The organism is Actinospineispora spinosispora DSM 44797 (assembly GCF_000429025.1).
In the GTDB taxonomy this organism is placed as follows: domain Bacteria; phylum Actinomycetota; class Actinomycetes; order Mycobacteriales; family Pseudonocardiaceae; genus Pseudonocardia; species Pseudonocardia spinosispora.
The window spans coordinates 824387-844170 of record NZ_KE386833.1 but is presented as its reverse complement, the minus strand read 5'-3'; the positions used below and the strand labels follow the sequence as shown (position 1 = coordinate 844170).

Sequence of the window (19784 nt, the reverse complement as noted above, 5' to 3'; positions counted from 1 at the left end):
CGTTCCTAGGAAGAGCAAGGGGCAGCACGCGCATCCGGTGCGGTCATAGCGTCCGACGGAGAGTCGGTCCACCGTCGAAGGGGCGTGCAATGCCGGATACCGCGAGCGACCGCATCATCGCGGTCGAGGAACACTTCGCCACCGCCCGGTTCTGGGAGCGGACGGCGGAACTGTCGGCGTTCTCCGGTGAGAATGCCGAACGGATCTACACGCGCAATTTCATCACCAACGACTACATCAGTCGTCGGCTGACCGATGTGCCGACCAGGCTCGACGAGATGGACAGAGCGGGCATCGACGTCTCGGTTCTCAGCCTGAACCCGCCAGGAGTCCAGCTGTGGTCCGACAGCGCGGCCGCGACATCGCTCGCGCGGGACATGAACGACGCACTCGCCGACATCGTGGCCGCCGACCCGACCCTGTTCGCGGCACTCGCCGCCGTCGCGCCCCAGGATCCCGAGGCGGCGGCCGAGGAGGTTCGCCGCACCGCACGGACCCTCGGGTTCAATGGAGTCCTGATCAGCTCCCACACCGGCGGCCGCTACCTGGACGAGCCCGAGTACGAACCGATCCTGGCCGCGCTGGAGGAGACCGGGAGCACGCTGTACCTGCACCCCCGCATGCCGAGCCCTCGGATGCTCGCGCCCTACGACCCCTACGGGCTTCAGCAGGCCATCTGGGGGTTCCAGGCCGAAGCGTCGACGCACGCGATGCGGCTGATCCTCGGCGGGGTGTTCGACAGGCACCCGGACCTGCGTCTGGTCCTTGGTCATCTCGGCGAGGGCATCCCGTACTGGCTGTGGCGCATCGACAACCTGTACGCCAAGAGCTACGCCTGGGCGCGTGACGTGCTGGGCATGGTCCAGCTCGACCGTGCACCCAGCGAGTACTTCGCCAGCAACATCTGGATCACCACCAGCGGGATGTTCGACCGGGACACCCTCGCCTACTGCCTCGCCAAGGTCGGTGCCGAACGGATCCTGTTCGCGGTCGACTACCCCTACGAGGACGGTGTCGCCGCGGCCGAGTTCCTCGCCGGGGCGGAACTCGACGCCGGACAGCGCGCGGCGATCAGCCACCGCAACGCCGAACACGTCTTCAACCTGCCCACGTCGTAGCTCGCACAGGGGCCGGGGCCCAGTTCCGTGTCTCCTCGCAGAGCGTCGTGTCGCGTCGCAGATGTTGCAGCATCTGCGACGCGACATGAAGCTCTGCGACGTCGAGTTCAGGGACGGCAGATCCCGCGACGGATCAGCGCACCCGACCTCGGTGACGGACACCGCCGAAGACGCCGGTGACCACGAAGAGGATCAACGCCACCACCGCCAGCCACAACAGCGACTTCACTACGAAACCCACCACCGCGAGAACAAGCCACAACACAAGCAGACCGACGATCAGACCCATGACAACTCCCTCATCGCCCCCGTACGCCCCCTCTGGTTCAGTCGAGAACGACGCCCCCGCCTTCACCCGCGCCACTCGTATGCGGCACGGGGTGGTGACTCGCTCTGTCCGCTTACCCCGATATCGGGCGCTCAACCTCCGGCGCCGTCCGAGCCACCGCATCCCGAGGGTTCAGCGTTGCGGGGCCGCCTCATGGCCCGGCCGGCCGGCCGTACGGCGGCTCTGTTTCATCTCGGCCTCGAACACGTGGCGTCGTCCGTCCATCGTCTGGTTCCGGACGGTTTCCTCCAGCCCTCGGAAGGCGGCGTAGTAGCCGGAGTCGAACTCCTCGACGAGCTGGAACGTCCAGCGGCCGGCGAGCACGTTCCGGCCGAGCAGCTCGTCGCGTACCGTGTCGGCGAGGTCGGGGTGACCGCTCTCCCGCAGCCCGTGAACGACGTCGTCGAGCATCTCGTCGGCGTCACCGATCAACCGGTGAACGTCGTAGAGGGCCCCTCGGGCCCGCTCGACGGCCGTCAGAGCCTCGGCGAACTTGCCGTTGGCCTTGACGAGCTCGTCGCCGGCCCCGTCGGGGCGGGAATGTTGCGTGTCTACCGATTCCATCGGGCCATCCCTCATCGTGTGTGTCGACCGGCGTCGACGCCGACCCCGTCGCCGTACAGACCTGCTTCCCCAGCGGGACCCCGGGGCGCGACGTCGTCGCCGCGCCCCGGGCACGCCGCTCCGCCCTCGGTCGGGGCGGAACGTGGTTCAGGAACCGGTCAGGACCCGGCCTCCACGTCGCCTCGCCAGGCACCGCTCTCCGTGCCGCGTGCCTCGATGAACTCCTTGAACCGGGAGAGGTCCTTCTTGACCTGCCGGTCGTCCGCTCCGACCAGCGCACCGACCTTCTCGGCCACACCCTCGGGCTGCCAGTCGATCTGCGCGGTGACCCGCGTGGTCGCCTCATCGATCCGGTGGAAGGTGACCACCCCGGCGTGGCTGGTGCCGTCGGTGCTCGTCCACGCCACCCGCTCGTCCGGCGTCTGCTCAGTGATACGGGTGTCGAACTCCCGATGCACCCCACCGAGGTTGGTGACCCAGTGACTATGCGTGTCATCTGTCTGGTCGATGCGCTCGACCCCGTCCATGAACTGCGAGAACGACTCGAACTGGGTCCACTGGTTGTACACCCTCGAGACCGGTACGTTGACATCGATCGTCTCGATCACTGACGACATGTGCACCTCCCACTGCTTGGCTCACCCGTGACCGACGGACGCCGTCCCCCGGTCACGAGCGCTGATTCGGACACTCCAGCGCTACCCCACCTCGAACCGGCTAAACGATGCACAACCGATGCAACATCGGTGAGCCTGTGCGGGTCATCGCTTCTCGAGCACCTCGGGCTTGTGCACCGCCTCACCGCCGCTCTTGTCGCTGCGGACCAGATACTGAGGCTCCTCCGCCGAGGCCCGGACCGTCCGTCCCGCCGCTTCGGTATCCGAGGTGATCATTTTCAGCACCTCACCCTCGGCCCACCCGCCGTGGCTTCGCCACCGCACCTTCGTCCCCTGGGGAAACTCCGACATGTCCACTCCTCTCGGCGTCGGTGCTTCGCCCGACGCGAACGGGGTCACAGATCCGGAAGCCGCTGGGGCCGCCCGATCAACGAGTACGCCGCCGCTCCCGCGCCGGTGGCGCAGTCGGGCGCGGTCCTGATGCTCCACCGGTCCGGGCGGAGGCCGGGGTCGTCCAGCTCGTCCCATTCGATCGGCATGGAGACCGGTGCGCCGGGCGCGGGCCGGACGCTGAACGGTGCGACGAGGGTCCGGTTGACGGCGTTCTGTGTGTAGTCCAGCCGAGCCCGGCCATTGCGTCGTTCCCGGTGCCATTCCCAGCTGATCAGGTCGGGCACGATCCGACCGACGGCTCGGGACACCCGCTCCACCCAGTGGCGCGTGTCGCCGAACGTGTAGCCGGAGCTGATCGGAACCCACACCTGAATGCCGCGCTGCCCGGTCACCTTGGGCATCGCCACCAGGTCGAGGTGTTCCAGCGCCGTGCGATACAGCTTGGCGAGCACGACGATCTCGTCGAAGGTGGTCGACGTCCCGGGATCGATGTCGATCAATGCCCAGGTGGGCTCGTGCACGTCCCGCCGAGCCGAGGTCCAGGGATGCAGCTCGATCGCGCCGTAGTTGGCCATCCACACCAGCGAGGCGACGCTGTCCAGGACGGCGTAGTTCTGGGTCCTGTCCGGCTCGGCCTCCGTGTCGTGCCACCGGGTCAGCCAGCGCGGCGCATGGGCGGGAAGCTCCTTCTGCCAGAAGCCGGGTCGCTCGATCCCGTCGGGAAACCGGTGCAGGTTGCTCGGCCGGTCGGCGAGGTACGGCAGGAGCACCGGTCCGACCTGGGCGTAGTAGCGGATCAGGTCGCGCTTGGTCACCGGCGGCTGCTCGTCGACAGCGGGGAACAGCACCTTGTCCAGGTTCGTCAGCCGTACCTCACGGCCGTCGATCTCCCAGTCCCCCTTGTCCCCCAGCCCGTCCAGGGCCGCGAGCTCCTCGTGACTCGGAGCCGTCCAGCTCGCGGCGGTGGCGGGTTCCGCCGGGGAGACTTTCAAGTGCCTCTCGCCGCCGTCGGTCCACCGCGCCTCCGGCGATGCGGCCACCTCGTCATTCGTGCGGCCGGTCTTGACCGAGCGCGGCGAGTCTTCCGGGTCCCAGCCCTCGCGGGCGTACTCGTCGTGTTCGTGGACCAGGAACCAGGACCGGTTGTCGGAAGGGTCCTTCCCTCGGCGCACCAGCACGAAGCGGCCGGCCAGCTTCTCCCCCACCACGTCGAAATGCAGCTCGCCGGCCGCGATGGCCGACTCGGGGTCGCCGGTTCCCGCCGCGGCCGCCCAGGTCCCCCGGTCCCACACGATGACATCTCCGCCGCCGTACTCACCGTGCGCGATGACACCTTCGAAGTCGACGTAGTCCAGTGGGTGGTCCTCCACCCGCACGGCGAGCCGGCGCCTCCCGGCGTCGAGGGTCGGCCCCTTGGGCACCGCCCAGCTCGCCAGCACACCACCCACCTCCAACCTCAGGTCGTAGTGCCGGCGTCGGGCCCGATGCCGCTGCACCACGAACCGCCCGTCACCCCTGGCGCCGCCCGCGCTCGGGGCGGGCCCGTCACCCGAGGGTTCCGGCGTGACCGAGAAGTCCCGCTTGCCGCGGTAGTCCCGCAGCGTGTCGTCCCGCTCATCGCTCACCCAGCGGGTCTACCTACGCTCGCGCCACCCGAAACGTGGGTGCTCACGTCCGTGTCGCGGCGTCGCGGTCCTCAGCGGTGTCGTGCAGCCGGACACCCGCGGTCTCGGGCATGACCCACAGGACCGGCAGGACGAGAAGCGCGATGACGGTGACGTAGAACGCCGCCGCGAGCTTCCACCCGGACACCTCGATCAGGATCGTCGCCACGAGCGGCGAGAGGCCGCCGAACACCGCTGTCGCGGTGTTGTAGCCGATGGCCATCGCACTGAACCTGCCCGCGGCGACGAACTGCTCGGGAATCGCCGACGCGGCGATCGAGGTCACCGCCGCGGCCGGCGCGGCCAGTAGAAGCGCGCCGGTCACGACGAGCCCGTTCGCCCCGGTGCCCAGCAGGGCGAACAGCAGCGGCGTGCTGATGGCCGCGAGGACCGCCAGCGCAATCGTGAGTGACCGACGACCCATGCGATCCGAGAGCGCACCGGCGAAAGGCGTCACGACCAGCACCACGACGGCCGCCAGGGTCGACAACCCGAGGGCCGTCGCGGTCGGCGTGTGGACGAAATCGGTCAGGTAGGTCGAGACGAACGTGATGTTGAGGTAATAGGTGACCGCCGAGAGGCTCGTGATGGCGAATGCGATCAGCACCGCCGTGCGCTGGGTGCGCAGCACGTCCAGGACCGGGGTGTGGGGCAACTTCCCGTCCCGCCGCAGCCGCTCGAACACCGGGCTCTCGTCCAGGCCGTGGCGTAGCACGAGCATGATCGCGGCGAGAACGCCGCCGAGGACGAACGCCACCCGCCAGCCCCAGGACTGCAGGTCGGCAGGCGAGAGCGTCACGCTCAGCACACTGGATGCGCCGACCGCGAGTAGTGCTCCGATCTCGCTGTTGGCGCAGGCCCAGCTGGTCACGTACCCGCGGTTGTGATCCCGCGAGCGCTCCAGCAGGTACACCAGGATTCCGGAGAACTCACCACCGACCGAGAACCCCATGAGACAGCGCAACAGCAGCATCAGCGCACCCGCGACCCACCCGATGCTGGACGCGCCGGGCAACGCGGCGGTGAGCAGCATGGCGATGGACATCAGCACCGCCGAGGCGATGAGCGACTGACGACGCCCGACCCGATCGCCGATCTGACCGAACACGAGCGCACCCACCGGACGCATCAGGTAGGCGGCGGCGAACACCCCGAAGGTCCAGATCAGCGAGTTCGTGTCGCCACCGAAGAACACGATGGCCAGGGTGGGCGCGAGATAGAGGTACAGCGTGAAGTCGTACCACTCCACGACGGTGCCGAACGCGGCAACCAGCATGGCTCGCCGCCGGCGCCCGGGATCCGCCCCGTCCCCGGCAGGCCCGGCATCGGTCGAACTCATCTGTTTCCCCCATCTCTCGGTGCCCGTCACGGCCCGTCTACCCGATCCCCGCCGATTCGCACCTGAGGCCGGTGGGAGGAGTAAGCACGGCGCTGACGGGTAAGCCGTCGGTTGATCGCGCTCGCGCCCTCCGCGAGGCGAGACCCCAGCATGGAGGCTTGGAGTGCGTATGTGGCCGGGTTCGCCCTATCCGTTGGGCGCCGCGTTCGACGGCGGCGGGACCAACTTCGCGATCTTCTCGGAGGTCGCCGAGCGGATCGAGCTGTGTCTGTTCGACGACACCGGCACCGAGACACGGGTCGATCTGCCCGAACGCAACGGACTGATCTGGCACGGGTACCTACCCCAGATCGTCCCCGGCCAGCGCTACGGCTACCGGGTGCACGGGCCGTACGAGCCGTCCGCCGGCCAGCGCTGCAACCCGGCGAAACTGCTGCTCGACCCCTATGCCAAGGCCATCGACGGGCAGATCGAGTGGGGCGAGGCGCTGTTCTCCTACCGATTCGACGACCCGGACGCCTTCAACGACACCGACTCCGCGGCCGCGACCATGAAGTCCGTCGTGATCAACCCCTTCTTCGACTGGGACGGCGACCGGCCGCTGCGCACCCCCTACAACCAGTCCGTCATCTACGAGGCGCACGTCAAGGGCATGACGATGGGCCACCCCGACATCCCGGACAACGTCCGAGGTACCTACGCGGGACTGGCGCACCCGGCGATGATCCGCCACCTGCGGCGGCTCGGCGTCACCGCGATCGAGCTGCTGCCGGTGCACCAGTTCGTCAACGACTCCACATTGGTCGACAAGGGATTGGCCAACTACTGGGGCTACAACACCATCGGTTTCTTCGCCCCGCACAACCGCTACACCTGCTTCGGAACTCGGGGCGAGCAGGTCCTGGAGTTCAAGACGATGGTCCGCACGCTGCACCGGGCTGGCATCGAGGTCATCCTCGACGTCGTCTACAACCACACCGCCGAGGGCAACCACCTCGGCCCGACGCTGTCCTTCAGGGGCATCGACAACCAGGCCTACTACCGGCTCGTCGAGGGCGACGAGGCGCACTACTTCGACACCACGGGGACCGGCAACAGCCTCAACGTGCGCCACCACGAGTCCCTCCGGCTGATCATGGACTCGCTGCGGTACTGGGTCACCGAGATGCACGTCGATGGTTTCCGCTTCGACCTGGCCTCCACCCTCGCCCGACAGTTCCACGACGTGGACCGGCTCTCGGCGTTCTTCGAGCTGGTCAACCAGGATCCGGTCGTCAGCCAGGTCAAGCTCATCGCCGAGCCGTGGGACGTAGGCGAAGGCGGCTACCAGGTGGGCAACTTCCCGCCGCTGTGGACCGAGTGGAACGGCCGCTACCGGGACACGGTGCGGGACTTCTGGCGTGGCGAGCCCGCGAGCCTCAGCGAGTTCGCCTCCCGGTTCACCGGCTCGTCCGACCTCTACGAGTCGGACAACCGGCGCCCCATCGCCTCGATCAACTTCATCACGGCGCACGACGGCTTCACCCTCAACGACCTGGTCTCCTACAACGAGAAGCACAACGAGGCCAACGGCGAGGACGGCAACGACGGGGACGACAACAACAGCTCCTGGAACTGCGGGGCCGAGGGACCGACCGACGACCAGGGGATCATCGAGCTGCGTGAGCGACAGAAGCGCAACTTCCTGGCCACCCTGTTGCTGTCCCAGGGCGTACCGATGATCGCGCACGGTGACGAGCTGAGCCGCACGCAGAACGGCAACAACAACGTGTACTGCCAGGACAACGAGCTGTCCTGGGTGGACTGGAGCCACCTGAGCAAGTCCGAGGATCCCGACGAGTCCGCGCGGCGCGCCGCGCTCAGCAGGTTCACCTCGAGACTGGCCGCGCTGCGCGCCGAGCATCCGATCTTCCGCCGGCAGCGCTTCTTCCAGGGACGGACCATCCGCGGTTCGAACGTCGAGGACATCGCCTGGCTGCGCCCGGACGGCGAACAGATGACCGACCAGGACTGGGACACCGGCTACTCGCGCAGCATCGCGGTGTTCCTCAACGGCAACGGCATCCCCGACCGCGACGAGCTCGGCGACCGGGTGACCGACCAGTCGTTCCTGCTGCTGATCAACGCCCACCACGAACCCGTCGACTTCACGCTGCCGGACGCCGACTACGGACGACGCTGGATCAGCGTCCTCGACACCGCGGACCCGGATCAGGCCGACAGCACAACGGCTGAGCCAGGCGAACGACGCACCGTCCCAGACCGGTCGCTCGCGGTTCTCCGCGCCGAGACCTGACCCGGTTCTCCTCGACGGTCAGACCTCATGACCCCCACAACAGAAGGAATCACCCCACACAACCCTTGACACACATAGAAGCGTCACCACCGCCTCATGGCTGATTTCGCGCTCGAAAACAGCCACTAGACGGTGGTGATCATGGAAGCTGTCCGAGTCGAGACCGACGTGGTCGACGCCGCGTGCACCCTCGGCGCCGACAGCAGGACGCAGGCCGTGTCGCTCTGGCTCCGCGGCTGATCGACGACGGGGTGACCGCGATGCCCGACGAGCTGGACGCCAGGTTGAACCGGATCGGGCAACACGCCTTCCGCGCGAAGTTCCGGCTGCGGGGCCGGGACCGCGCCGTGGTCGACCTGCGCGGCATCACGACCGTCCGTCAGCACGCCGAAGAGCTGATCGGCCGCAGGCTGGCACCTGCCGACCCACGCAACGACGGCCGTCAAACGCCCTACCGGGGGCATCCCGTCTTCGTCGCGCAGCATGCCACCGCGACGTGCTGCCGCACCTGCCTTGCTCGCTGGCACGACATCCCCGCCGGGCGTGCGCTCGACGAGGCCGAGCGCGGCTACGTCGTGGAGGTGATCTGCCGGTGGATCACCCGCCAGTACGCCCCCCACTCCCCGCCACCGTGACCTGGCCGACGCGCCACCGCCGGCCAACGCGCACCCTCATCGACCGGCCCGACCGCGTTGATCTCGAAATCTACCCACTGATCACGGGTGGCGTGACCGGGAAGTGCTCAGTCCGCCTCGAACTCAAGGTCGTCGACGACGTCGACTGTCATGTTGTCGGTGTCGAACGTCAAAGTCACCGGCCCGTAGAGCCAGCCGAGGTGGTGACCATAGAAATATTTGTAGTGCACTAGGTATCGCCCCGGCTCGACCATGGTCGCCAGGAGCGGTGCCTCCTCTCCGCGAGTCCACCGGGAGCTGATCGGCACCGTGGGCGACCTGCCCTGATCGGTAGCGCCGAGGACCTTGAACCCTCGGCCATTCAGGGTCAGTTCCCAGTCGGTCGACTCGGGGTCGCTCATACTGTGCGGCGGCTGCTGAGTATGGATGGTGCGGAATCGAGCAATCACCTCCTGGTCGCCCAGAACGGCGAACGACACCTCCCCTTCGGCTATCACGACGCCGGCCTGCTCGTCACGATCCTCGGAGCCTGAGGCACCCCTTGTCACTCTGGAATCATGGCACATGACACGAGCGCCCGTGATACTCTCACTTTTGCCCGCAGCAAGATCGTTGGCGGATGCTCGAGGATTCTGTCCATGGTCGACGCGCCTCAGCGGCATGTCCCATCGTGCGTGCCCGGCGACCCGGCAAGCAGCGTGTTGCTGCACGTTCCGCATGCCGGCCGGACGGTGCCGGAGTGGGTGCGAGACCACATCCTGCTCGACGACGGCGCACTGGCCGCCGAACAGGCGGCGCTCACCGACCACGACACGGACGATCTGGCGATCGCCGCGGCCGATGTCCCCGACCGTCGACCGTTCGCCCTCGTGAACGACATCTCACGGCTGGTGGTGGACGTCGAGCGCTTCCCGGACGAGCGGGAGGAGATGAGCGCCGTCGGAATGGCCGCCGTGTACACCCGGACAAGCCGAGGGCAGCCCCTTCGATCCGCCGACACCGAGCACCGTGACGCGCTGCTCGCCGCCTACTACCTGCCATGGGCGGCGGCGGTGCGCGACGCGGTCGACGGCCGGCTCGCCGCGACCGGCGCCGCGGTCATCGTCGATGTCCACTCCTACCCGAGGGTGGCACTGCCCTACGAACTGCACGGTGAGGGTCCCCGCCCGCACATCTGCCTCGGTACGGACCCGGTTCACACGCCGGACTGGCTGCTCGATGCCGCCTCGTCGGCGTTCGCCGGCTTCGAGGTCGGCCACAACTCGCCCTTCGCGGGCACCTACGTGCCACTCGCCCATCTCGGGTCGGACCCCAGGGTCGCCTCGATCATGATCGAGATTCGACGGGACTGCTACCTCGCCGAACCCGACGGGCCACCCACTCCGGACCGGGAGCGGGTCGTGGCCGCGCTCGGCGCCTTCCTGTCGACCGCACGACCTCACCGATACGCCCGTTGATCTGCGCCGTCATGTCACCCCTCCGTCGGCCGTGAGCTCGACTTCGCAGAGGTCTCTGCATTGGACTGATCGTGGCGGGCGGAGCCGTGGCCGATTTCTTGCCATTCGTGGCCGTCCGGGCGCTCGTGGCGTTCCCGTGCGGTGGGCACGCTGGTCCCCATGAAACACATGGACACGCTCCTGGAGCGCAACCGGGCCTTCGCGCGGACCGACGCGAAGGACAGGGTGCCTGCCGTCCCGTTCATCCCCAACCGTCAGCTGGTCGTCCTGACCTGCATCGACCCCCGAGTGGATCCCGCGCAGGTGCTCGGTCTGGAGCTGGGCGACGCGATCGTGGTCCGTAACGTCGGCGGACGGGTGACCGCTTCGGTCCTGCGGGACCTGGAGTGGATCAGCCACCTGCACCGCGAGAAGACCCCTGAGGCGGACTGGTTCGACATCGCGGTCGTGCACCACACCGACTGCGGGTCTGCCTTGTTCGCCGACGAGACCCTGCGGGAGCAGTTCGCGCGCCTGGGCCATCACGACTCCGTCGAGCTGGCCGAGCTGGCCGTCGTCGACCCGGCCAAGACCGTCGCCGCCGACGTCGAGACGCTGCGGGCCGCTCCACTGCTCGACCCGGCGTCTGCCGTGACCGGATACGTCTACGACGTGGCGACCGGCCTTCTCACCGAAGTCGTATGACTCTCGCGCCCCCGGGCCGGGGCCTGTGCATACTCTGGGCGCATGCCGACACGACCACCCGGTGAGTGAGGGCTCGATGCACCAGGTGATGGCGCTGGCCCTGCCGGAGGTCGTGGCCTTCGACCTGTCGATGGCGGCCCAGATCTTCGGCCACGAGCAGGAACGGGACACCTACCGCTTCACCGTGTGCGCCCCACGCCCCGGTTCGGTGCCCTCGACCACCGGGTTCGCCATCGAGGCGACCGCCGACCTGGCCGCGCTGGAGCACGCCGACACGGTCATCGTGCCCGGATACGCCCCACGGACCGCACCACCGGAGCCGGTCCTGGCCGCGCTGCGCGCCGCGGCGGCCCGGGGCACCCGGATCGCCTCGGTATGCGTGGGCGCTTTCGCGTTGGCCGCCGCCGGGCTGCTCGACGGTCGTGCCGCCACCACCCACTGGCAGCACGCCGAGGAGTTCCGCGCGCGGTTCCCCACTGTGCGGCTGAACCCCGACGTCCTCTACCTCGACACCGGTTCGATCCTGACCAGCGCCGGGATCACCGCCGGCATCGACCTGTGCCTGCACCTGTACCAGCGAGATCATGGCGCCGCGGCGGCAGCGGCCGTGGCACGGCGGATGGTGGTGGCCACGCACCGCCCCGGCGGGCAGGCCCAGTTCTCCCGCCGCCCGCTGGCGGACATCGACGACCGGCTCGTACGCACCTGCGACTGGGCGATCGCCGAGATGCACCGGCCGCTCACCGTCGCCCACCTCGCGCGGCACACCGGTACCGCCGTCCGCACCTTCACCCGCCTGTTCCATGCAGAGATCAACATGACCCCGATGCAGTGGCTGACCAGCCAACGAGTGCTCGAGGCCCGTCGCCTGCTCGAAGCCACCGACCTCACCGTCGACGACATCGCCCACCGCTGTGGGCTCGGCAGCGCGGTCACACTCCGGACCCACCTCGCCCGCGAGCTCGGAACGACCCCCAGCGCCTACCGGCGTACCTGGCGTTCACCACGCCACGCCGATCACGGGTGAGACCCACGACCGACGCCCCAGTCCACCCACAGCTCGCGCGGCCCCCGGAAGGAAATGTTCGCCGGGTACCTCGGTACCCGGTCCGGGGACAGACGCAGGTCAGGCATCCGGTCGGCCAGCTCGTTGAGCACGGTCCGGCCCTCCAGCCGGGCCAGCGAGGCACCCGCGCACAGGTGGATGCCCTTGCCGAAGGACAGCTGCCGACGCGCCTCTGCTCGCTCGACGTCGAACCGGTCGGGGTCCGGGAACCGGCCCGGCTCTCGCCCGGCCGCGCCGAAGCAGAGCACGAGCCGGGCGCCCTCGGGGAGGACAACACCGCCGAGCACACTCTCCCGCGTGCTGACCCGACGCCACATCGGCACCGAGGTGTCGTACCGCAGCGTCTCCTCGATCGCACCGGGGATCAACGCCCGCTCGGCACCAACCCGCGCCCACAACCCCGGCCGCGACAGCAGCTGCAGCAGGGCGTTGCCGAGCATGCTGGTCGTGGTCTCGTGGCCGGCGAAGCTGAGGGCGAACAGGAGGCTCGCGATCTCCTCATCGGTCAGCGATCGTTCGTCGGCGACGAGATCACTGGTCAGATCGTCGGCGGGCCGGGCCCTGCGCTGCCCGACCAGGGCACGACAATGACCGAGGAACGCGACCATGCTGTTCGCCGAGCGCACCTGCTGCTCAGCCGACGGGCGGCCCCAGTTCACCTCGATCTTGTCCTCGCACCACGCCTTGATCCGCGCCCCGTCCTCGGCGGGGAAGCCGATCAGCGCGAACAACGTCGCCGCCGGCAACGGGTGGCACAGCCCCGCCACTATGTCACCGCCGGAGCCCGCCGCCAGCAGCGAGTCGATCAGCGCTGACGTCCGCTCGCGGATGATCGGCTCAAGCTTCGCCATCCGGCGCGGGGACAGGGCACGCACGATGACCGACCGGAACCGGGCGTGACCGGGCGGATCGGCGTTCGACATGGTGGGCACCAAGCTCAGACCGGCCAGGATCGCATCCGCCTCGGGGCACACGGGGTAGAGCGCACGCTGCGCCTCCGCGGCGGAGTACGTCGCCGGATCCAGCAGTACCTGCTCGATCTCCGCATAGCCGGTGACGACCCAGCGGTTCAGTACCGGCGAGAAGAACACCGGACCCAGAGGGCGAACCTGCTCCAACGCCGCGTACGGATCAGTAAGGAACCCTTCGCTGAGCGGGTCGAACCCCGCAGCCACGGGGCAGGACCGAACCTGTGCGCCGGCATTCATTCACGTCACCCCAAGGCAGGTAGTCTCCGCCGGGACCAACATGAATCGCTCGGACCCGCAGTGGGACGCTATGCCGGTTCTGCCGGGGAAGCGCACAAGTTCCGCGGCACAGAACCGTCTGCCTGCGGCCGCGCACGGGCCGAACGACTGGCCGCCAGGCCAATCCCAGCGCCGGGTGCATCGATTTGGAACAGCCTCTATAGCCGCTCTACGCACTCACGAGGGGAGGAGGGCGGGGTAGCGCTTCGCGTAGTCGTCGAGGACTCGCAGGGTGTCGTCGGTGTCGCCCGGTGGTACCCAGATCGCCACCTCCTCGACGCCGAGGGAGTCGAAGTAGGCCAGCTTGTCCTCGGTGGGTGGACCGTCCATCACCACGATCTGTGCCTCCGACGGGTCCCGGCCGGCGTCGGTGAACGCCTGGTGCAGCTCGGGGATCGACCTGCGCAGCCCGGAGGCACCCAGTGGCAGCCATCCGTCGCCGAACTCAGCGATGTGGGCGAAGGTCTTGGGTGCGGCCGGGCCGCCGATCAGCACTCGGGGCCTCGGCTGCTGCACCGGCTTCGGCCAGGCCCAGGACGGTCCGAACTCGACGTGCTTTCCGTGGAACTCGGCGACCTCCTTGCTCCACAGCTCGGTCATCGCCAGCATCACCTCACGCGTGCGACCGCGCCGGGTGGCGGGGTCGATGCCGTGGTGGTGCATCTCGTCGTGGTTCCAGCCGTAACCGATGCCGAGTACCAGCCTGCCGCCGGACAGGTAGTCCAGGGTGGCCAGCTCTTTCGCCAGGATGATCGGGTCGTGCAGGGCGACCACGCCGATCCCGGTGCCCAGCTGCAGCCGTTCGGTGACCGAGGACGCCGCCGCCAGCGCGATGTACGGGTCCAGCGTGCGCCGGTAGGCGGGGTTGAAGTCCCGGCCTTCCAACGGGTGCGGCGTGTTGCGCGCGACCGGGATGTGCGTGTGCTCCGGGAAGTACACGGAGTGGAAGCCGCGTGCTTCGGCTTCCTTGGCCAACCGGACGGGGTCGATCACCTCGTCGGTCAGGAAGACAACCAGACCTAGCTTCATCGCCCTCTGCCTTTTCAGTTCTCGTGCAGGATGACGCCTCGGACGTTGCGGCCCGCGTGCATGTCCGCATACGCCTGGTTGACGTCATCGAGCTTGTAGGTGGTGGTGATCAGTTCGTCGAGCTTGAGCCTGCCCGCCTTGTACATCGCGGCGAGCCGCCTGATCTCGTAGGGCGGGGTGCCCATGCCGAACAGCACACCCTGGATGCGCTTCTGCATCATCGACAGCAGCCACAGGTTGATCGGCAGGCCTTCGGCCTTCACGTCGCCGATGCCGGTCACCACGACGGTGCCCAGCTTGGCGATCGAATTGACCGCCTGCGCGACGTGCTCGCCGGTGGTGACACCGACCGTGACGATCGCCGAGTCGGCGCCCTGCCAGTTGGTGACGGACCGGGCGAAGTCGGCGGCCTCGTCGATGCCGGCGAACGTGTGGGTGGCGCCGAACTTCTTCGCCGTCTCGCGCTTGAACTCGACCGGGTCGACCGCGATCACGTGCGACGCGCCATGGGCGGCGGCGGACTGCACCGCATTCATCCCGACGCCGCCGACACCCATGACGATGACCGTCTGGCCGGCCTTGACCTGCGCCCCGTACTCGGCGGATCCCCAACCGGTCGGCACGCCGCAGGACAGCAGCGCCGCCACGTGGAACGGGATGTCGTCATCGATCTTGGTCAGCGAGTACTCGGAGACGATGGCCTGCTCTGCGAATGTGCCGACCATGGTCATCTGTCCTACGTCGGCACCGTTGTGGTGCGCACGGAACGTCCCGTCGGCCATCGATCCGGCGAGCGCGTGGATGCCGAGGTCACACAGGTTGCCCGCACCGGAGGTACACGGGACGCAGCGGCCGCAGGACGGCACGAACTGCGCCACCACGTGGTCGCCCACCGCCAGCGACCGGACCCCGGGGCCCACCGCCTCGACGATTCCGGCGCCTTCGTGCCCCCCGATCAGCGGGAACTTGCCCACCGGCATGTCACCGGTCGCCGAGTGATCATCGGAGTGGCACAGCCCGGCCGCCTTGAACCGGACACGCACCTCGTTCGCCGAAGGCTCGTCGAGGTCGACGTCGATGATCTGCCATTTGCCTGGCTGCTCCAGCAGAGCGGCCGCCCGGGTCCGCATCAGCGGGTACCTCCGTAGTTGACCGGGAATTCCTTGATGCCGTTGATCCACCCGATGCGCAGTCGTCGTTCCGCGCCCGCCCGGGTGATGTCCGGCATGTGCTCGGCGATCGCGTTGAACATCAGGTCGATCTCCATGCGCGCCAGGTTCGCGCCGAGGCAGAAGTGCGCGCCGCCGCCGCCGAAGCCCAGGTGCGGGTTCGGGTCGCGGGTGATGTCGAACCGCTCCGGCGCCTCGAACACCGACTCGTCGTAGTTCGCCGAGCTGTAGAAGATGCCGACCCGGTCGCCCGCCTTGATGGCCTGGCCGTTGAGCTCCGTGTCCACCTTCGCGGTGCGCTGGAAGGACACCACCGGCGTCGCCCACCGGACGATCTCGTCGGCCGCCGTGGCGGGACGCTCGGCCTTGTACAGCTCCCACTGCTCGGGGTTGTCCAGCATCGCCATCATCCCGTGGGTGATCGCGTTGCGGGTCGTCTCGTTGCCCGCCACGGCGAGCAGGAGCACGAAGAAGCCGAACTCGTCGGAGTTCAGCCCCCGGCCGTCGAGGTCGGCCTGCACGAGCTTCGTGACGATGTCGTCCTTCGGGCAGCCCTTGCGTTCCTCGGACAGCGCCATCGCGTAGCCCAGGAGCTCCGCCGAGGCCGTCATCTGGTCGATCTCGATCTCCGGATCGTCGGCCGCGATCATCTGGTTGGACCAGTCGAAGATCTTCTTCCGGTCCTCCTGCGGGACGCCGATCAGCTCGGCGATCGCCTGCAGCGGTAGCTCGCAGGCGACGTCGGCGACGAAGTCGCCGGTGCCGTCCTCGAGCGCGGCGTGCACGATGCGCTCGGCACGCTCGGCCAGTGCGTCCTTCAGGCTGCTCAGCGCACGAGGGGTGAATCCGCGCGACACGATCCGCCGAAGACCGCTGTGCTGCGGCGGATCAGTGTTGATCATGATGATTCGCTGGATGTCGATCTGGTCGCGCGTGATGCCTTCGCTGTGCCGGATGATCGCCGTGTTCTCCCAGGTGGAGTACACCTCGTGGTTGAGCGAGACCGCCTTGACGTCGGCGTGCCTGCTCACCACCCAGAAGCCTTCGTCGTCGTACCCCGCACTACCTCTGCGCTGCGCGTTCCACCAGACCGGCGCGGTCCGCCTCAGTTCGGCGAACTCCGCCAGCGGCACCCGTTGGGCGTAGACGTCGGGATCGGTGAAGTCAAAGCCCTCGGGGATTAGCCCAGCGCTCACTGCGACCTCCAGTGCTCAAGTATTTTGGAACACGTTCTACTAGCAGTAGAGCACACCCTGTCGACAAGGTGAAGCCCTCACCCGCTCTCGAACTTGTCATGAATGAGAACACGTTCTAGTTTAGGGGGAGCATCTGCTCTCAGAGAGGAAACCCATGGGCAACCCGGTGGTGGTGGAGGCGGTTCGTACGCCGATCGGACGGCGCGGGAAGGCGTTGGCCGGGCTGCACGCCGCCGAGATCCTGGCGGCGGCGCAGCGTGGTGTGGTGGATCGGGCTGGCATCGACTCCAGTGTCGTCGAGCAGGTGTTCGGTGGCTGTGTGACCCAGTTCGGCGAGCAGTCGAACAACATCACCCGCACCGCATGGCTGCACGCGGGGCTCGCCGAACAGACCGGCGCGACCACGATCGACTGCCAGTGCGGGTCCGCCCAGCAGGCGAGCCACCTGGTCGCCGGCCTGATCAGCGCGGGGGCCATCGACGCCGGGATCGCCTGTGGCGTCGAGGCGATGAGCAGGGTCCCGCTCGGCGCGAACGTCGGCGAGAACGTGGCGAACCGCAGGCCGTCGACCTGGGACATCGACCTGCCCAACCAGTTCCAGGCCGCCGAGCGGATCGCGACCCGTCGGGGCCTGACCCGCGAGGACACCGACGCGCTCGGGCTGCGCTCACAGGCCCGCGCCGCACAGGCGTGGGCGGAGGGCCGGTTCGACCGCGAGATCGTCCCGGTCGCGGTCGGCGACGAGACCGTGACGCGCGACGGAGGCTTGCGTGAGACCACCCTCGAAGGGCTCTCGGCGCTCAAGCCGGTACTCGAGGGCGGCGTGCACACGGCCGGTTCGTCGTCCCAGATCTCGGACGGCGCCGCCGCGGTGCTGATCATGGACTCCGACAGGGCCGAGGCCCTCGGTCTTCGTCCGCGCGCCCGGATCGTGGCGCAGTGCCTGGTCGGCGCCGAGCCCTACTACCACCTGGACGGCCCGGTGCGCGCCACCGAGCGGGTACTGGAGCGCTCCGGCATGAAGATCGGCGACCTCGACCTCTTCGAGGTCAACGAGGCGTTCGCGTCGGTCGTCCTGTCCTGGGCCTCGGTGCACGAGCCGGACATGGACCGGGTCAACGTCAACGGCGGGGCCATCGCGCTCGGCCATCCGGTCGGCAGCACCGGTGCCCGGCTGATCACCACCGCGCTGCACGAGCTGGAGCGCAGCGATGGCAACACCGCGCTGGTCACGATGTGCGCGGGCGGCGCGCTGTCCACCGCGACCATCCTGGAGCGCATCTGATGGCCACGCGGCTGCCGTCCGGCGACACGCCTCGGCTGGACGGCGCGGTCGTGCTGGTCACCGGTGGCAGCCGCGGCGTGGGCGTCGGCATCGTCAGCACCTTTCATCGAGCCGGCGCCACGGTTCTGACCTGTGGGAGGACCCCTCCGGAGTCCGGCGACCCCGGGTTCATCCGGTGCGACGTACGGGAGCCGGAACAGGTCACCGCGCTGGTCGAGGAGATCGTCACGCGGCACGGCAGGCTGGACGTGCTGGTCAACAACGCCGGCGGCTCGCCGTCGGCGGCGGCAGCCGACGCCTCGCCCCGCTTCCACTCCGGGATCGTCGGGCTGAACCTGCTCGCGCCGCTGCTGGTCGCGCAGGCCGCCAACGCGGTGATGCAGACTCAGGACGGCGGCGGCTCGATCGTGATGATCAGCAGCGTCAGTGCGCACCGCCCCTCCCCCGGAACCGCGGCGTACGGCGCCGCCAAAGCCGGCCTGGAAAGCCTCACCGGGAGTCTCGCGGTCGAGTGGGCGCCTCGGGTTCGGGTCAACGCGTTGGCGGTCGGCATGGTGCGCACCGAACAGGCGCACCTGCACTACGGCGACGCCGACGGCATCGCCTCGGTCGGCGCGACCGTTCCGCTGGGCAGGCTCGCCGAGCCCGAGGAGATCGGCGCCTGCGCGCTGTTCCTCGCCTCACCGATGGCTTCTTACGTCACCGGCGCGACGCTCGCGGTGCACGGCGGAGGCGAACGGCCGGCATTTCTGACGGCATCCAACGCACGGGGAGTGAAGTCATGAGTGGGCTCTGCGCGGGGCGCGTAGTGGTGGTGACCGGAGCCGGTCGCGGGCTGGGCAGGGCGCACGCGCTGGCCTTCGCGGCCGCCGGCGCCAAGGTCGTCGTGAACGACATCGGCGCCGAGCTGGACGGCGCGGGCGGTTCCGGCGGTCCGGCGGCCGAGGTCGTCGAGGAGATCCGCGCGGCGGGCGGTGACGCGGTCCCCGACGGTTCGGACATCGCCGACTGGGCGGGCGCCGAGCAGCTGATCGCGCACGCGGTCGGCGAGTACGGCCGTCTGGACGTCCTGGTCAACAACGCCGGCATCCTGCGGGACCGCATGCTGGTCAGCCTGGAGGAGGACGAGTGGGACGCGGTGCTGCGAGTACACCTCAAGGGGCACGCCGCACCGCTGCACCATGCCGCCGCGTACTGGCGGGCGGAGCGCAAGGCCGGACGTCCGGTGGACGCACGGGTCATCAACACCAGCTCCGGCGCCGGGTTGCTGGGCAGCGTCGGCCAGGGCACGTACTCGACCGCCAAGGCCGGCATCCTCGGGCTGACCCTGGTGGCCTCGGCTGAGCTGGCCCGGTACGGCGTGACGGTCAACGCGATCGCCCCGGCGGCGCGCACCCGGATGACCGAGCAGGTCTTCGCCGCGACGATGGCGGCGCCGCAAGACGGCGCCGAGGCCTTCGACGCCATGGCACCGGAGAACGTGTCGCCGCTGCTCGTCTGGCTGGGCAGCACCGAGTCGCGGGACGTCACCGGGCGGGTCTTCGAGGTCGAGGGGGGCCGGGTCAGCGTCGCGCAGGGCTGGCGGCACGGGCCGTCGGCCTCCCAGCAGCGGCGCTGGACACCGGCCGAGCTGGGCACCGTGGTGCCGAAACTGCTCGCCGAGGCCGTCGAGCCCGAACCGATCTACGGGAGCTGAT

Annotated in this window: 20 protein-coding genes; 9 read left to right on the top strand and 11 right to left on the bottom strand. The window is 68.8% G+C overall.

Translation table 11 applies throughout. The annotated features are described in order from the left end of the window. Nucleotides 1–89 precede the first annotated feature (89 nt). Entirely contained in the window at nucleotides 90–1118 is a 1029-nt protein-coding gene (locus tag G406_RS50325; RefSeq protein ID WP_037078533.1) for an amidohydrolase family protein, read from the top strand. 133 nt (nucleotides 1119–1251) lie between these two features. Here the strand turns inward: G406_RS50325 and G406_RS57920 are convergent, their stop codons facing one another. The 6 genes from G406_RS57920 to G406_RS50320 all read right to left on the bottom strand — a co-directional run bounded on the left by G406_RS57920 (nucleotide 1252) and on the right by G406_RS50320 (nucleotide 6023). Continuing rightward, nucleotides 1252–1407, bottom strand: a complete 156-nt coding sequence (locus tag G406_RS57920; RefSeq protein WP_028936270.1) for a hypothetical protein — start codon at nucleotides 1405–1407, stop codon at nucleotides 1252–1254. 171 nt (nucleotides 1408–1578) lie between these two features. After that, nucleotides 1579–2010 (bottom strand): hypothetical protein, encoded by a 432-nt coding sequence (locus tag G406_RS0127600; protein WP_028936269.1) that lies wholly within the window; start codon nucleotides 2008–2010, stop codon nucleotides 1579–1581. 158 nt (nucleotides 2011–2168) lie between these two features. Then, a complete protein-coding gene (locus G406_RS0127595) occupies nucleotides 2169–2627 on the bottom strand; it encodes an SRPBCC family protein (protein ID WP_028936268.1) in 459 nt (152 codons plus the stop codon). Nucleotides 2628–2771: 144 nt separating this feature from the next. Continuing rightward, nucleotides 2772–2978, bottom strand: coding sequence for a hypervirulence associated TUDOR domain-containing protein (locus G406_RS0127590; RefSeq protein WP_028936267.1), 207 nt, complete (start codon nucleotides 2976–2978; stop codon nucleotides 2772–2774). Nucleotides 2979–3022: 44 nt separating this feature from the next. Beyond that, nucleotides 3023–4645 carry a non-homologous end-joining DNA ligase gene (ligD, locus tag G406_RS0127585; RefSeq protein ID WP_028936266.1) on the bottom strand — a complete coding sequence of 541 codons (1623 nt, stop codon included), beginning with the start codon at nucleotides 4643–4645 and terminating at the stop codon, nucleotides 3023–3025. Between the two features lie 43 nt (nucleotides 4646–4688). Beyond that, a complete protein-coding gene (locus G406_RS50320) occupies nucleotides 4689–6023 on the bottom strand; it encodes an MFS transporter (protein WP_051342755.1) in 1335 nt (444 codons plus the stop codon). Nucleotides 6024–6186: 163 nt separating this feature from the next. Between G406_RS50320 and glgX the strand changes: the two genes are divergently transcribed. Both glgX and G406_RS0127565 read left to right on the top strand, forming a co-directional pair. Further along, on the top strand, nucleotides 6187–8319 hold the full coding sequence (gene glgX, locus G406_RS0127575; protein ID WP_028936265.1) for a glycogen debranching protein GlgX: 2133 nt from the start codon (nucleotides 6187–6189) through the stop codon (nucleotides 8317–8319). A gap of 260 nt (nucleotides 8320–8579) precedes the next feature. After that, complete coding sequence (locus tag G406_RS0127565) at nucleotides 8580–8954, top strand: DUF4186 domain-containing protein (RefSeq protein ID WP_028936264.1); 375 nt, start codon at nucleotides 8580–8582, stop codon at nucleotides 8952–8954. 107 nt (nucleotides 8955–9061) lie between these two features. On the opposite strand, the gene G406_RS0127560 is transcribed toward G406_RS0127565, so the two are convergent. Continuing rightward, nucleotides 9062–9433: a hypothetical protein gene (locus tag G406_RS0127560; RefSeq protein WP_156935193.1), complete on the bottom strand. Its 372-nt coding sequence runs from the start codon at nucleotides 9431–9433 to the stop codon at nucleotides 9062–9064. Nucleotides 9434–9592: 159 nt separating this feature from the next. On the opposite strand from G406_RS0127560, the gene G406_RS0127555 reads away from it, so the two are divergent. The 3 genes from G406_RS0127555 (at nucleotide 9593) to G406_RS0127545 (ending at nucleotide 12122) form a co-directional block, all read left to right on the top strand. Then, entirely contained in the window at nucleotides 9593–10411 is an 819-nt protein-coding gene (locus tag G406_RS0127555) for an N-formylglutamate amidohydrolase (RefSeq protein WP_028936262.1), read from the top strand. Nucleotides 10412–10570: 159 nt separating this feature from the next. Then, complete coding sequence (locus G406_RS0127550; RefSeq protein WP_028936261.1) at nucleotides 10571–11095, top strand: beta-class carbonic anhydrase; 525 nt, start codon at nucleotides 10571–10573, stop codon at nucleotides 11093–11095. Between the two features lie 76 nt (nucleotides 11096–11171). Next, nucleotides 11172–12122 carry a GlxA family transcriptional regulator gene (locus G406_RS0127545; RefSeq protein WP_028936260.1) on the top strand — a complete coding sequence of 317 codons (951 nt, stop codon included), beginning with the start codon at nucleotides 11172–11174 and terminating at the stop codon, nucleotides 12120–12122. Here the strand turns inward: G406_RS0127545 and G406_RS0127540 are convergent. The 4 genes from G406_RS0127540 to G406_RS0127525 all read right to left on the bottom strand — a co-directional run bounded on the left by G406_RS0127540 (nucleotide 12113) and on the right by G406_RS0127525 (nucleotide 16802). After that, nucleotides 12113–13336, bottom strand: a complete 1224-nt coding sequence (locus G406_RS0127540; protein WP_037078526.1) for a cytochrome P450 — start codon at nucleotides 13334–13336, stop codon at nucleotides 12113–12115. The genes G406_RS0127545 and G406_RS0127540 overlap by 10 nt on opposite strands. Before the next feature lie 249 nt (nucleotides 13337–13585). Next, the gene (locus G406_RS0127535; protein ID WP_028936258.1) at nucleotides 13586–14437 is read right to left on the bottom strand and encodes an LLM class F420-dependent oxidoreductase; all 852 of its coding nucleotides are present in this window, start codon (nucleotides 14435–14437) and stop codon (nucleotides 13586–13588) included. Between the two features lie 14 nt (nucleotides 14438–14451). Beyond that, entirely contained in the window at nucleotides 14452–15567 is a 1116-nt protein-coding gene (locus G406_RS0127530; protein ID WP_028936257.1) for an NDMA-dependent alcohol dehydrogenase, read from the bottom strand. Beyond that, nucleotides 15567–16802 carry a cytochrome P450 gene (locus tag G406_RS0127525; RefSeq protein WP_028936256.1) on the bottom strand — a complete coding sequence of 412 codons (1236 nt, stop codon included), beginning with the start codon at nucleotides 16800–16802 and terminating at the stop codon, nucleotides 15567–15569. Before G406_RS0127525 ends, G406_RS0127530 begins: the two co-directional genes overlap by 1 nt. 154 nt (nucleotides 16803–16956) lie before the next feature. On the opposite strand from G406_RS0127525, the gene G406_RS0127520 reads away from it, so the two are divergent. The 3 genes from G406_RS0127520 to G406_RS0127510 are packed head-to-tail and all read left to right on the top strand — an operon-like array spanning nucleotide 16957 to nucleotide 19783. Beyond that, entirely contained in the window at nucleotides 16957–18087 is a 1131-nt protein-coding gene (locus tag G406_RS0127520) for a steroid 3-ketoacyl-CoA thiolase (RefSeq protein WP_028936255.1), read from the top strand. Then, nucleotides 18087–18872, top strand: coding sequence for an SDR family oxidoreductase (locus tag G406_RS0127515; protein WP_037078523.1), 786 nt, complete (start codon nucleotides 18087–18089; stop codon nucleotides 18870–18872). The genes G406_RS0127520 and G406_RS0127515 overlap by 1 nt, the downstream gene beginning before the upstream one ends. Continuing rightward, the gene (locus G406_RS0127510) at nucleotides 18869–19783 is read left to right on the top strand and encodes an SDR family oxidoreductase (protein ID WP_028936253.1); all 915 of its coding nucleotides are present in this window, start codon (nucleotides 18869–18871) and stop codon (nucleotides 19781–19783) included. The genes G406_RS0127515 and G406_RS0127510 overlap by 4 nt, the downstream gene beginning before the upstream one ends. Nucleotide 19784: the final 1 nt, after the last annotated feature.

What these genes read in the sequence shown, in the direction of transcription:
- G406_RS50325 (WP_037078533.1), top strand. Translation starts at nt 90, where the DNA reads ATGCCGGATACCGCGAGCGACCGCATCATCGCGGTCGAGGAACACTTC.
- G406_RS57920 (WP_028936270.1), bottom strand. Translation starts at nt 1,407, where the DNA reads ATGGGTCTGATCGTCGGTCTGCTTGTGTTGTGGCTTGTTCTCGCGGTG.
- G406_RS0127600 (WP_028936269.1), bottom strand. Translation starts at nt 2,010, where the DNA reads ATGGAATCGGTAGACACGCAACATTCCCGCCCCGACGGGGCCGGCGAC.
- G406_RS0127595 (WP_028936268.1), bottom strand. Translation starts at nt 2,627, where the DNA reads ATGTCGTCAGTGATCGAGACGATCGATGTCAACGTACCGGTCTCGAGG.
- G406_RS0127590 (WP_028936267.1), bottom strand. Translation starts at nt 2,978, where the DNA reads ATGTCGGAGTTTCCCCAGGGGACGAAGGTGCGGTGGCGAAGCCACGGC.
- G406_RS50320 (WP_051342755.1), bottom strand. Translation starts at nt 6,023, where the DNA reads ATGAGTTCGACCGATGCCGGGCCTGCCGGGGACGGGGCGGATCCCGGG.
- G406_RS0127565 (WP_028936264.1), top strand. Translation starts at nt 8,580, where the DNA reads ATGCCCGACGAGCTGGACGCCAGGTTGAACCGGATCGGGCAACACGCC.
- G406_RS0127555 (WP_028936262.1), top strand. Translation starts at nt 9,593, where the DNA reads ATGGTCGACGCGCCTCAGCGGCATGTCCCATCGTGCGTGCCCGGCGAC.
- G406_RS0127550 (WP_028936261.1), top strand. Translation starts at nt 10,571, where the DNA reads ATGAAACACATGGACACGCTCCTGGAGCGCAACCGGGCCTTCGCGCGG.
- G406_RS0127545 (WP_028936260.1), top strand. Translation starts at nt 11,172, where the DNA reads ATGCACCAGGTGATGGCGCTGGCCCTGCCGGAGGTCGTGGCCTTCGAC.
- G406_RS0127535 (WP_028936258.1), bottom strand. Translation starts at nt 14,437, where the DNA reads ATGAAGCTAGGTCTGGTTGTCTTCCTGACCGACGAGGTGATCGACCCC.
- G406_RS0127530 (WP_028936257.1), bottom strand. Translation starts at nt 15,567, where the DNA reads ATGCGGACCCGGGCGGCCGCTCTGCTGGAGCAGCCAGGCAAATGGCAG.
- G406_RS0127520 (WP_028936255.1), top strand. Translation starts at nt 16,957, where the DNA reads ATGGGCAACCCGGTGGTGGTGGAGGCGGTTCGTACGCCGATCGGACGG.
- G406_RS0127515 (WP_037078523.1), top strand. Translation starts at nt 18,087, where the DNA reads ATGGCCACGCGGCTGCCGTCCGGCGACACGCCTCGGCTGGACGGCGCG.
- G406_RS0127510 (WP_028936253.1), top strand. Translation starts at nt 18,869, where the DNA reads ATGAGTGGGCTCTGCGCGGGGCGCGTAGTGGTGGTGACCGGAGCCGGT.